This window comes from Streptomyces sp. JN8 (assembly GCF_055808075.1).
In genome coordinates, this window is record NZ_CM147852.1 from 1,469,620 (window position 1) to 1,481,574 (window position 11,955).

Consider the following 11,955-nt stretch of genomic DNA (forward strand, 5'->3'; position numbering starts at 1 on the left):
CCACTGACAACGAGAAGAAGGTCACAGTCGTACGCCCTCCTGCTGCTTTGTCGATCTCCCCTAGCATCCGAGCATGACGGTCCTGCCTGACGACGGGCTCACCCTGGCGTCCGAATTCCCCGAAGCGCCACACGAACAGTGGCAACACCTTGTGGCAGGCGTCCTGCGCAAGTCCGGCAAAGAGGTGTCCGGCGACGCCGCCGAGGACGCCCTCTCCACACTCTTGGAGGACGGCCTCGACGTCCGTCCGCTCTATACGGCGGACACGGCGCGCGAGAACGCGCCCGACGCCGGCCTCCCCGGCTTCGCGCCCTTCGTGCGCGGCGCACGTGCCGAGGGCAACACCCTCGGCGGCTGGGACGTGCGCCAGCGGCACCTCGCCGCCGACAACGACGCCGTCCTCGCCGACCTGGAGAACGGCGTCACGTCCCTCTGGCTCGGCGCCGGCATCCCGGTCTCCTCCCTCGCCGCGGTCCTCGACGGCGTCTACCTCGACCTGGCACCGGTCGTCCTCGACGCGGGCGAGGACACGGCGGCCGCCGCCGAGCGCCTGCTCGACCTGTACGCGGAGCGCGGCGTCGCCGACGACGCGGCCCGCGGCAACCTCGGCGCGGACCCGCTCGGCCACCAGGCCCGCACCGGGACCACGACCTATGACCTGGCCTCCGTGGCCGGCCTCGCCCGCCGCTGCACCGACCGGTACCCGGGACTGCGGGCCCTGACCGTGGACGCGCTGCCGTACCACGAGGCCGGCGGCTCCGCTGCGCAGGAGCTCGGCTGCTCCCTCGCGACCGGCGTCGCCTACCTGCGCGGCCTGACCGCCGCCGGGCTGAGCGTCGCCGAGGCCTGCGCCCAGCTGGAGTTCCGCTACGCGGCGACCGCCGACCAGTTCCTCACCATCGCCAAGCTCCGCGCGGCGCGCCGGCTCTGGGCCCGGGTGGCCGAGGTCTGCGGCGCCCCGGCCGCGGGCGCCCAGCGGCAGCACGCGGTCACCTCCCCGGTGATGATGACCCGCCGCGACCCCTGGGTGAACATGCTGCGCACCACGGTGGCCACGCTCGCCGCCGGCGTGGGCGGCGCGGACAGCGTCACCGTGCTCCCCTTCGACGACGCCCTCGGGCTGCCGGACGCCTTCGCGCGCCGGATCGCCCGCAACACCTCCACCGTCCTCATCGACGAGTCGCACCTAGCCCGGGTCGTCGACCCGGCGGGCGGCTCCTGGTACGTGGAGCGCCTCACCGACGAACTCGCCCACGCGGCCTGGGAGTTCTTCCAGTCCATCGAGCAGGCGGGCGGCCAGGAGGCCGCGCTGCGGTCCGGCACGGTCGGCGAGCGCCTGGCCGAGACGTGGTCCGCGCGCAGCAGGAGGCTCGCCACCCGCCGCGAACCCATCACCGGGGTCAGCGAGTTCCCCCACCTCACGGAGAAGCCGGTCGAGCGGGCCCCGGCGCCCGCGCAGCCGACCGGCGGCCTCCCCCGGGTCCGCCGCGACGAGGCGTACGAGGCGCTGCGCGCCCGCTCCGACGCGCACCTGGCGGCGACCGGCTCCCGGCCCCGCGTCTACCTCGCGGCGCTCGGCCCGGCGGCCGCGCACTCGGCCCGCCTCTCCTTCGCCGCGAACCTCTTCCAGGCGGGCGGCATCGAGCCGGTCACCGAGGGCACCTTCGAGGAGAGCGGCGCACGCGAGGCCTGCCTCTGCTCCAGCGACGCGCTCTACGCCGAGCAGGCCGCGACCGCGGCGGCCGGACTGCGCGCCGCGGGTGCCGAGCACGTCCTCCTCGCGGGCCGCCCGGGGGACCACCCCGGTGTCGACTCGTACCTCTTCGCGGGCTGTGACGCCGTCGCCCTGCTCTCCACCGCCCTCGACCGCATGGGAGTGTCCTGATGTCCATCCCCGACTTCTCCGGGATCGAGCTCGGGGTGCCGGCCGCCGACGGCGGTCCCGAGGCGTGGCGGGCGGCCGTCAAGAAGGCCGCGGGCGGTGACGACCTGCTCTGGGAGACCCCGGAGGGCATCGGCGTCAAGCCGCTGTACACCGGGCAGGACCTGGAGGGCCTGGACTTCCTGGACACCCGCCCGGGCATGGCCCCGTACCTGCGCGGGCCGTACCCGACGATGTACGTCAACCAGCCCTGGACGATCCGCCAGTACGCGGGCTTCTCCACGGCCGAGGAGTCGAACGCCTTCTACCGGCGCAACCTCGCCGCCGGCCAGAAGGGCCTGTCGGTCGCCTTCGACCTGCCGACCCACCGCGGCTACGACAGCGACCACCCGCGCGTGACCGGCGACGTCGGCATGGCCGGGGTGGCCATCGACTCGATCTACGACATGCGCCAGCTGTTCGACGGCATCCCGCTGGACCGGATGACGGTGTCGATGACGATGAACGGCGCGGTGCTGCCGGTCCTCGCGCTGTACATCGTGGCCGCCGAGGAGCAGGGCGTACCGCCCGAGAAGCTGGCCGGGACCATCCAGAACGACATCCTCAAGGAGTTCATGGTCCGCAACACGTACATCTATCCGCCCGGGCCGTCGATGCGGATCATCTCCGACATCTTCGCCTACACCTCGCAGCGGATGCCGCGGTACAACTCCATCTCGATCTCCGGCTACCACATCCAGGAGGCGGGGGCGACGGCCGACCTGGAGCTGGCGTACACGCTCGCCGACGGCGTGGAGTACATCCGCGCGGGCCGCGAGGCCGGGCTCGACGTGGACGCGTTCGCACCGCGCCTGTCCTTCTTCTGGGCGATCGGCATGAACTTCTTCATGGAGGTCGCCAAGCTGCGCGCGGCCCGGCTCCTGTGGGCCAAGCTGGTCAAGGAGTTCGACCCGAAGAACGCCAAGTCGCTGTCGCTCCGCACCCATTCGCAGACCTCGGGCTGGTCGCTGACCGCGCAGGACGTCTTCAACAACGTCACGCGCACCTGCGTCGAGGCGATGGCGGCCACCCAGGGCCACACGCAGTCCCTGCACACCAACGCCCTCGACGAGGCGCTCGCCCTGCCGACGGACTTCTCGGCCCGGATCGCCCGCAACACCCAGCTGCTGATCCAGCAGGAGTCGGGCACCTGCCGGACGATCGACCCCTGGGGCGGCAGCGCGTACGTGGAGAAGCTCACGTACGACCTGGCCCGGCGCGCCTGGAAGCACATCCAGGAGGTCGAGCAGGCCGGCGGCATGGCCAAGGCCATCGACGCGGGCATCCCCAAGCTGCGCGTGGAGGAGGCCGCGGCCCGCACCCAGGCCCGGATCGACTCCGGACGGCAGCCGGTGATCGGCGTCAACAAGTACCGGGTCGCGAGCGACGAGCAGATCGACGTCCTGAAGGTCGACAACTCCTCCGTGCGCGCCCAGCAGATCGCGAAGCTGAAGCGGTTGCGCGAGGAGCGCGACGAGCGGGCCTGCCAGGACGCGCTCGCCGCGCTCACCCGGGCCGCGGGCGGCGAGGGCAACCTCCTGGAGCTCGCGGTGGACGCGGCCCGCGCGATGGCGACCGTCGGTGAGATCTCCGACGCCCTGGAGAAGGTCTACGGACGCCACGCCGGCCAGATCCGTACGATCTCCGGTGTGTACCGCAACGAAGCCGGCGCGTCCCCCTCCGTGGACCGCACCCGTGCCCTGGTGGACGCCTTCGGCGAGGCCGAGGGCCGACGCCCCCGCATCCTGGTCGCCAAGATGGGCCAGGACGGCCACGACCGCGGTCAGAAGGTCATCGCCACCGCCTTCGCCGACCTGGGCTTCGACGTGGACGTCGGCCCCCTGTTCCAGACCCCGGCCGAGGTGGCCCGCCAGGCCGTCGAGGCGGACGTGCACATCGTCGGGGTCTCCTCGCTCGCCGCGGGCCACCTCACGCTCGTTCCGGCGCTGCGGGAGGAACTGGCGGCGGAGGGCCGCGAGGACATCATGATCGTGGTCGGCGGGGTGATTCCTCCGCAGGACGTGGCGACGCTCCTGGAGATGGGCGCGGCCGCCGTGTTCCCGCCGGGCACGGTGATCCCGGACGCGGCCCACGACCTGGTGACGCGGCTGTCGGCCGACCTCGGACACGAGCGGTGATCGATCTCGACACGTACGTCAAGGGCGTACGTGAGGGGAAGCGGGCGCTCGTCGCCCGCGCGATCACCCTCGTCGAGTCGACCCGCCCGCAGCACCGGGCCCTCGCCCAGGAGCTCCTGACGGAACTCCTTCCGCACGGCGGCAAGGCCGTGCGCATCGGGATCAGCGGGGTGCCCGGGGTCGGCAAGTCGACGTTCATCGACGCGTTCGGCTCGATGCTCACCGGGCTCGGCCACCGGGTCGCGGTGCTCGCCGTCGACCCCTCGTCGACCCGGACCGGCGGCTCCATCCTCGGCGACAAGACGCGGATGGAGCGGCTGGCGGTCGACCCGGCGGCCTTCGTACGGCCCTCCCCCAGCGCCGGCACCCTCGGCGGGGTCGCGAAGGCGACCCGGGAGTCGATGGTCGTGATGGAGGCGGCGGGCTACGACGTGGTGCTCGTGGAGACCGTGGGCGTCGGCCAGTCGGAGACCGCCGTCGCCAACATGGTCGACTCCTTCCTGCTGCTCACCCTGGCGCGCACGGGCGACCAGCTCCAGGGCATCAAGAAGGGCGTGCTGGAGCTCGCCGACGTGGTGGCGGTCAACAAGGCGGACGGCCCGCACGAGCGCGACGCGCGCGCCGCGGCGCGCGAACTCGCGGGCGCGCTGCGGCTGATGCACGGTGCGGAGTCCTTCTGGACCCCTCCGGTGCTCAGTTGCAGCGCCCGGGACGCGGCGGGCCTCGACGAGGTCTGGGGGCGTCTGGAGCAGCACCGGGCCCTGCTGGACTCGACGGGCCGGCTCACGGCCAAGCGCCACGACCAGCAGGTCGACTGGACCTGGTCCATGGTCCGGGACGAGCTGCTGCGCCGCCTCCACTCGGATCCGGCGGTCCAGGGCCTCGTGCCCGCGCTGGAGCAACGGGTGCGCGCGGGCGAGCTGACGGCGACGCTGGCCGCCGAGCGGATCCTGGACGCGTTCGGGGGGCGGCGCGCCTGACGCGCCGCCGTCCAGGGGCCCTTCCCTTCGGGAGGGGCCCCGCGCCGGTCAGGTCCGGGCCAGGAAGGCCGGTCGCAGGGACGGGTCGACCGGGTCGTAGTACCGGTGGAAGACCGGGGTGGCGGAGCCGGAGACCGGGGGCACGATCCAGCTCCAGTCGGCGGGGGTGTCGCGGCCGTGGCGGCTCTCCTGGGCGATGTGCCGCAGGAAGCGCCGGGACTCGGTGTGGTGGTCGGCCACGGTCACCCCGGCCTGCTGGAAGGAGTGCAGCACCGCCACGTTCAGCTCGACGAGCGCCCGGTCGCGCCACAGGGTCCGCTCGCTCGACCGGTCGAGCCCGAGGCGGTCCGCCACCACGGGGAGGAGGTCGTACCGTTCGGTGTCGGCGAGGTTCCGGGCGCCTATCTCGGTGCCCATGTACCAGCCGTTGAACGGCGCCGCCGGATACCGCACGCCGCCGATCTCCAGGGTCATGTCGCTGATCGCGGGCACGGCGTACCAGCGCAGTCCCAGCTCGGCGAAGCACGCGTGGTCGGGGTGGCTCAGCGGCACCTCGCGGACGGCGTCGTCGGGCAGTTCGTACCAGCGAGGCCGGTCGCCGGGCCGCTCCTGCACCATCAACGGCAGCACCTGGAACGGCTCTTCGTCGCGCTTCCACCCCAGGTCGCGGGCCCGGGCGGTCAGGGCCTCGCTGCGCGGGTCGCCGAGCCGGTCCCCCTCGGGCGTGCGGTGCCCCGCGTAGCGCACGAGCTGGTCGTTGACGATCCGGGGGCCGGGGCGGTCCGGCCGGTCGGGGGCGAAGACGGTGATCACGGGGCGGATCCGGCCGCCGTTGCCGGCGAGCCTGAGGTGTTCGAAGGACGCGGCGGCGATGTCGTCGGCGGAGACGACGTGCCGCAGGTCGCGCACCACGAGGCTGCGCCAGTAGAGCCTGCCGATGCAGCGGGCCGCGTTGCGCCAGGCGACCCGGGCGCCGAAGGCGAGTTCGGCCGGGGAGTGCGTGTAGGTGCCGGTGCGGTCGATCTCGGCCAGCACCTCCCGGAGCCGGCTCCGCACGTCGTCCCCGGCGCCGGGCTGCTCGGCGTGGAACTGACGGACGAAGCGCTCCGCCTCCTGCCGGTCCGCGCGCTGCGGGGCCCCGCCGCGCCCGTCCGGTGCCGGGGCTGCGGGGGCCGGGTCACCGTGCGCGTAGGGGCAGGTGCCGGTGGTGGGGACGGACTTGCGGCGGCGGCTGCGACTGAAGATCAATGTGTTCCTCCCGGCCCCATGACTACCGTATGAACACGGTCGGGCGCGGAGGGTGCGTGAATATCCGGTCCCGGAGGGTCTGCGCTGGTACGCTTTGGCCGCTCATGCCCCAATGACCGGTTTGCGGCGGACGGCTCCGTTCCACGCGGCCGGGCGCGTGGAACGGAGCCGTCGTCGTGTCACGAGCCTCAGATCACGCCCTGCGCGGTCATCGCCCGCGCCACCCGCAGGAATCCGGCCACGTTGGCGCCGAGGACGTAGTCCTCGGCGTTGCCTCCGTAGGCCTCCGCCGTGGCCCGGCACTCGGCGTGGACACCGCGCATGACCGCGGCGAGCCGGGACTCGGTCTGCTCGAAGGTCCAGCTGTCGCGGGAGGCGTTCTGCTGCATCTCCAGCGCCGAGGTCGCCACGCCGCCGGCGTTGGCCGCCTTGCCGGGGCCGAAGAGGACGCCCGCCTCCCGGAACACCTTGACCGCCTCGGGCGTGCAGGGCATGTTCGCACCCTCGGCGACCGCGAGGACCCCGTGCTTGACCAGGGCCACGGCGTCGTCGAGACCCAGCTCGTTCTGGGTCGCGCACGGCAGGGCGATGTCGCACGGAACGTCGTACACCGTGCCCCGGGCGGAGAAGCGCGCGGTCGGCTTCGCCTCCGCGTAGGCGGAGATCCGGGCCCGTCGCACCTCCTTGACGTCCTTGAGCAGGTCGAGGTCGATCCCGTCCTCGTCGACGAGGTAGCCGGAGGAGTCGCTGCACGCCACCACGCTGCCCCCGAGGGCCTGCACCTTCTCCGCCGCGTACACCGCCACGTTGCCGGAGCCGGAGACCACGACGCGCCGTCCGTCGAAGTCCTGGCCGCGAGTGGCGAGCATCTCCTCCGCGAAGTAGACCGCGCCGTAGCCCGTGGCCTCGGTGCGGACGTGGGAGCCGCCCCAGCCCACGGGCTTGCCGGTGAGGACGCCGGACTCGTAGCGGTTGGTGATCCGCTTGTACTGGCCGAAGAGGAAGCCGATCTCGCGCGCACCGACACCGATGTCCCCGGCCGGCACGTCCGTGTGCTCACCGAGGTGGCGGTAGAGCTCGGTCATGAAGGACTGGCAGAAGCGCATGATCTCGGCGTCCGAGCGGCCCTTGGGGTCGAAGTCGGCGCCGCCCTTGCCGCCGCCGATCGCCATGCCCGTCAGCGCGTTCTTGAAGATCTGCTCGAAGCCGAGGAACTTCACGATGCCGAGGTTGACGCTCGGGTGGAACCGCAGCCCGCCCTTGTACGGGCCGAGGGCGCTGTTGAACTCCACGCGGAAGCCCCGGTTCACCCGCACGGCGCCCTGGTCGTCCACCCACGGAACCCGGAAGAGCAACTGCCGCTCGGGCTCGCACAGTCGCTCCAGGATCCCGGTCTCGACGTACTCGGGGTGCCGCTCCATCGCGGGCGCGAGGGAGTCGAGGACCTCGGCGGCCGCCTGGTGGAACTCCTCCTCCCCGGGGTTGCGTCGGCGGACCTCCGCGTAGACGGCTTCCATGTGTGCCGTGACGTTCATGGGTGACTCTCGCCTTCTTCTTCATCGAAAGTGCCGGCGCGTGCGGGCGACGTCACGCCATTGTTGCCCGGCCCTCCCGCGCGTCGGTCACCGAGCCCTCTCCCGGGCCGTCCGCCCCGGTGTCCGGCCGGGGGCGGCGGATCGCCGGGCCGCTCTAGCGACCCTCGGTGTCCACGTCGTTGTCGATCCACTCGGTCCAGCCCAGGGGGTAGGCGAACGCCGGCCGGGCGAGGTTGCCGCTGGTGCGGAACGGGCGGCCGTCGTCGTCGACGCGGATCGTGCCGCGCTCGGAGCCGCTGGACCAGGCGATCTCCAGGTACCAGCTGACGTCGTGCGCGCGGGCCCGCGCGGCGACGTTGAGGATCACGGGGTCGGTCTCGCTCGTCTTGTACGAGAACGTCCGCTGGCCGCCGACGGGTACGGCGGTGGGGCGGCCCGCGTCGAGGTCGACGGCGAAGGCCTTCGTGGACACCTCGCCGCCGCAGCCGACCCCCATCACGTAGTCGTTCCAGGGCAGCGGGGCCTTCCTGCTCACGACCCGGACGTGGAGGGCCTCCAGGACGACCGTGCGCTTCCCCTTGCCCTGGACGGTGAGCCGGAGCAGCTGGTCCCCGCCGGGGACCGCGTCGAGTGCGGCGATCCAGCCCGGCGCATCCTGCTCGGTGGGCGGCGGGGGCACCTGCTCGGGCCCGCGGTCGATCAGATAGTGCTGGGTGCAGGGGCCTTCCCACGTGTGCGGCGCCGTGACGACGGTCGGCGCGTTCGCCGTCCCGGGGGCCGTGCCGCCGGGCCGCCCCGGATCGGCGGAGGGCGTTCCCGGGCGCTCGGGGCCCGGGCCCGAGGGGGACGCGGCCGTGCCGCCGGGCCTGTCGTCCCCCGAGAGGTCGAGGACGAGCGCCGCCGACACGACGGCGACCAGGGCCGCCGCGGCGACCGCGGCGGTACGCCGGAAGCGTCGGCTCCGCCGCGGGACCGGGGAGCCCGCCGGGGACGGCTCCCCGGGCGCGGCCCCTGCGGACGGCGCGGGATTCCCCGGCGGCGCGTCGGACGCCGACGGCGCTCCGGGCGGGGGCTGCGGTGCGGCCGCCGGCACGGCGGTGGTCGGAGACGGGGGCACGGCAGCCGGCTCCGGTGCGGTGGGCGCGTCGGGAGCGGGCGCCCTGCGGGCGCGCGAGACGTCGGCCCGCACCCACAGCCGGTGCAGCTCGACGAGTTCGTCGGGGGTCGCCCGGCACAGCCGCGCGAGCCGCTCGACGGGTGCGTAGTCGACCGGGACGGCGTCGCCGTTGACGTACCGGTGGAGGGTCGACCCACTCATGTGCAGACGCTTGCCGAGCGTCCCGTAGCTGAGCCCCGAGCGGTCCTTGAGCTGCCCCAACAGCGCCGCGAACTCGTCCCCCGCCACCGTCCCACCCTCTTCCGGCATTCGTCCCCGCGTCCCAGGAAGGGACATCGACGCAGGTCAGCCCCTCGAATCCATTCCAGCGTCCCGTACCGCCCGGTAGGAGCGGCCGTTGGAACGGATCTTGTCACAGGCTGTGGTCAGCGAAGCAAGGCCGCCACGGACAACGGCGGACCGGGCCGCACGACGACCGAATTCCGATCCCGACCCTGAGGGGGACTCCCATGTCCGCACGCACCATCCGCACCCGGCTGCTCGCCGCCACGACGCTGGCGGTCGCCGCCCTGTCGCTCACCGCCTGCGGCGGCGGCGCGGTGAAGGACGAGGGCGCCGCCACGTCCTCCGCCTCCCCGACCGGCTCGACCTCCCGGCCGGCCGGGGGGACGGCGACACCGTCCGAGGGCGGCACCACGACGCCCCCGGACGGCTCCGCGGGCACGACGGCCGGATCGACCGGCGGATCCACGGGCGGCGCCACCGGCGGCTCCGGGAACGGCGGGACGGCCACCGGCACGAGCACCGGCGGGAAGACCGGCGGCGGAACCGGCGGCAAGGGCGGCTCGGCCTCGACCGGCGGCGAGGACGGGCCGTCGCGGAACAAGCAGTGCGGCGCGGGCGACACCAGGACCACGGCCACCCTGGTCGCCCGACCGCTCAACCACCTGCTGCTCACCGTCACCAACACCGGCTCCGGCCGCTGCGACCTCCTCGGCTACCCGGTCGCCCGCTTCGGCGAGGCCCAGTCCGTCCCGCCCGTCGTCGAGGAGACCCGCCCGCAGACGGTCGTGACCCTCGGCCCCGGCGAGTCCGGCTACGCGGGCGTGCTGCTGTCGGCCGCCGACGGCAGCGGACAGCACGGCTACACGACCGCGAGCCTCACGGTCGGCTTCACCGACGGCACGACCGCGCGGCCCCGGCTGGCCGGCAAGGGCGTGTACGTCGACAGCTCGCTGCGGGTGACGTACTGGCAGGGCTCCATGGACGACGCCCTCAACTGACCGGCGGATCGCCCCCGGAGCGGGCCGGGACCGCGCTCCCTCAGCGGTCCCGGCCGGTGTTGAGCCGGGCGGCCCGGCGCGTCAGGTAGTCGCGCTCCGCGAGGTTCGGCGCCTCCCGGGCCGCGTCGGCGTACAGCCTCGCCGCCGTCTCCGGATCGCCGGCCCGCTCGTGCAGGTACGCCGCCGCCGCGGTGGCGCGCGGCAGCGGGTGACCGCGGGTCCCCGTCCCCGGGGCCGGGCCGGTCAGCTCCGCGAGCGCGGCGAGCCCGGCCCGCGGCCCGTCGGCCTCGCCCAGGGCGACGGCCCGGTTGAGGCGTACGACGGGGCTGTCGGTGAACCGCAGGAGCTCGTCGTACCACTCGACGATCTGCACCCAGTCGGTCTCCTCCGCCGTGGGCGCGTCGGCGTGGAGCGCGGCGACGGCGGCCTGGGCCTGGTACTCGCCGAGCCGGTCGCGGGCGAGGGCCGCCTGGAGGATCCCCACGCCCTCGGCGATCAGCGCGGTGTCCCAGCGGCCCCGGTCCTGCTCGGCGAGCGGCACCAGGCTTCCGTCGGCTGCGGTGCGGCCGGCCCTCCGGGCGTGGTGGAGCAGCATGAGGGCGAGCAGCCCGGCCACCTCGGGGTGGTCGATCGCGGCCGCGAGCCGGCGGGTGAGGCGGATGGCCTCGGCGGCGAGGTCGACGTCGCCGGAGTAGCCCTCGTTGAAGACCAGATAGAGGACGCGCAGCACGGTGCCGACGTCGCCGGGCCGGTCGAAGCGCACGCCCGAGACGGTGCGCTTGGCCCGGCTGATGCGCTGCGCCATGGTCGCCTCGGGCACCAGGTAGGCCTGGGCGATCTGGCGGGTCGTGAGCCCGCCCACGGCGCGCAGGGTGAGGGCGACCGCGGAGGACGGCGTCAGCGAGGGGTGGGCGCAGAGGAAGTAGAGCTGGAGCGTGTCGTCCACCGCGGTCGCGGGCCCGGGCGGCGGCTCCTCCTCGACGCGGTCCTCGCGCCGGCGGCGGGCGGTGTCCGCCCGCGCCGCGTCGAGGAACTTGCGCCAGGCCACGGTGACCAGCCAGCCCTTGGGGTCGCGCGGACGCTCCTCCGGCCAGACGCGGACGGCCTCGACCAGGGCGTCCTGGACGGCGTCCTCGGCCGCCGCGAAGTCTGCTCCGCGGCGGACGAGGATGCCGAGCACGCCCGGTGTGAGGCTCCTGAGCAGGGCCTCGTCCACGGGGGCGCCCGTCACTCCGTGATGGTGGGCGGCTCGGACAGGAACGGGCGCAGTTCGAGCCACTCGTGAAGGGGCCTTCCGCCCGCGCCCGGGGCGGCCGACAGCTCGCCGGCGAGTTCGACGGCGCGCTCGTAGCTGTCGACGTCGATCACCATCCAGCCGGCGATGAGGTCCTTGGTCTCGGCGAACGGCCCGTCGGTGACCGGCGGCCGCCCCTCGCCGTCGTACCGGACGAAGGTGCCCTCCGGGGAGAGCGCCTGGCCGTCGACGTACTCGCCGGTCTTCTCCAGCCGCTCCGCGAAGTCGCGCATGTACTGCACGTGGGCCGAGATCTCCTCCGGCGTCCACCGGTCCATGGGGACGTCGTTGACGGCGGCGGGAGCGCCTCGGTAGTGCTTCAGCAGCAGGTACTTGGCCATGGTGGTTCGTCTCCTCGGTGCCGGTGCGACCCATTGTGGTCGCTTCCGCCCCGGGGACGGAGCCGACCGCGGGTTCTCGACATCGCCGTCCGGATGAA

The 11,955-nt window shown here is 73.9% G+C and carries 9 protein-coding genes; 4 read left to right on the forward strand and 5 right to left on the reverse strand.

Annotation, left to right across the window (positions count from 1 at the left end; translation table 11 throughout):
- Window positions 1–73 precede the first annotated feature (73 nt).
- The 3 genes from ACY0MR_RS06370 to meaB are packed head-to-tail and all read left to right on the forward strand — an operon-like array spanning window position 74 to window position 5,039.
- The gene (locus ACY0MR_RS06370) at window positions 74–1,885 is read left to right on the forward strand and encodes a methylmalonyl-CoA mutase family protein (RefSeq protein ID WP_473559688.1); all 1,812 of its coding nucleotides are present in this window, start codon (window positions 74–76) and stop codon (window positions 1,883–1,885) included.
- Window positions 1,885–4,059 carry a methylmalonyl-CoA mutase gene (gene scpA / locus ACY0MR_RS06375; protein WP_392038237.1) on the forward strand — a complete coding sequence of 725 codons (2,175 nt, stop codon included), beginning with the start codon at window positions 1,885–1,887 and terminating at the stop codon, window positions 4,057–4,059. Before ACY0MR_RS06370 ends, scpA begins: the two co-directional genes overlap by 1 nt.
- Window positions 4,056–5,039, forward strand: coding sequence for a methylmalonyl Co-A mutase-associated GTPase MeaB (gene meaB, locus ACY0MR_RS06380; protein WP_388795453.1), 984 nt, complete (start codon window positions 4,056–4,058; stop codon window positions 5,037–5,039). The genes scpA and meaB overlap by 4 nt, the downstream gene beginning before the upstream one ends.
- A gap of 48 nt (window positions 5,040–5,087) precedes the next feature.
- Here the strand turns inward: meaB and ACY0MR_RS06385 are convergent, their stop codons facing one another.
- The 3 genes from ACY0MR_RS06385 to ACY0MR_RS06395 all read right to left on the reverse strand — a co-directional run bounded on the left by ACY0MR_RS06385 (window position 5,088) and on the right by ACY0MR_RS06395 (window position 9,248).
- Window positions 5,088–6,287, reverse strand: coding sequence for a nitric oxide synthase oxygenase (locus tag ACY0MR_RS06385; protein ID WP_388795456.1), 1,200 nt, complete (start codon window positions 6,285–6,287; stop codon window positions 5,088–5,090).
- Window positions 6,288–6,475: 188 nt separating this feature from the next.
- Window positions 6,476–7,822, reverse strand: coding sequence for an NADP-specific glutamate dehydrogenase (gene gdhA, locus ACY0MR_RS06390; protein WP_388795459.1), 1,347 nt, complete (start codon window positions 7,820–7,822; stop codon window positions 6,476–6,478).
- Between the two features lie 154 nt (window positions 7,823–7,976).
- Window positions 7,977–9,248 (reverse strand): helix-turn-helix domain-containing protein, encoded by a 1,272-nt coding sequence (locus ACY0MR_RS06395; RefSeq protein ID WP_473559692.1) that lies wholly within the window; start codon window positions 9,246–9,248, stop codon window positions 7,977–7,979.
- A 200-nt stretch (window positions 9,249–9,448) separates the two neighbouring features.
- Between ACY0MR_RS06395 and ACY0MR_RS06400 the strand changes: the two genes are divergently transcribed.
- Entirely contained in the window at window positions 9,449–10,222 is a 774-nt protein-coding gene (locus ACY0MR_RS06400) for a DUF4232 domain-containing protein (RefSeq protein ID WP_473559694.1), read from the forward strand.
- Window positions 10,223–10,262: 40 nt separating this feature from the next.
- Here ACY0MR_RS06400 and ACY0MR_RS06405 read toward each other — a convergent pair whose 3' ends face one another.
- Both ACY0MR_RS06405 and ACY0MR_RS06410 read right to left on the reverse strand, forming a co-directional pair.
- Entirely contained in the window at window positions 10,263–11,438 is a 1,176-nt protein-coding gene (locus ACY0MR_RS06405; protein ID WP_403314098.1) for an RNA polymerase sigma factor, read from the reverse strand.
- Between the two features lie 11 nt (window positions 11,439–11,449).
- Complete coding sequence (locus tag ACY0MR_RS06410; protein ID WP_361862780.1) at window positions 11,450–11,857, reverse strand: YciI family protein; 408 nt, start codon at window positions 11,855–11,857, stop codon at window positions 11,450–11,452.
- Window positions 11,858–11,955 lie beyond the last annotated feature (98 nt).

Coding starts and splice junctions, on each gene's coding strand:
- ACY0MR_RS06370 (WP_473559688.1), top strand. CDS start 74: ATGACGGTCCTGCCTGACGACGGGCTCACCCTGGCGTCCGAATTCCCC.
- scpA (WP_392038237.1), top strand. CDS start 1,885: ATGTCCATCCCCGACTTCTCCGGGATCGAGCTCGGGGTGCCGGCCGCC.
- gdhA (WP_388795459.1), bottom strand. CDS start 7,822: ATGAACGTCACGGCACACATGGAAGCCGTCTACGCGGAGGTCCGCCGA.
- ACY0MR_RS06395 (WP_473559692.1), bottom strand. CDS start 9,248: ATGCCGGAAGAGGGTGGGACGGTGGCGGGGGACGAGTTCGCGGCGCTG.
- ACY0MR_RS06400 (WP_473559694.1), top strand. CDS start 9,449: ATGTCCGCACGCACCATCCGCACCCGGCTGCTCGCCGCCACGACGCTG.
- ACY0MR_RS06410 (WP_361862780.1), bottom strand. CDS start 11,857: ATGGCCAAGTACCTGCTGCTGAAGCACTACCGAGGCGCTCCCGCCGCC.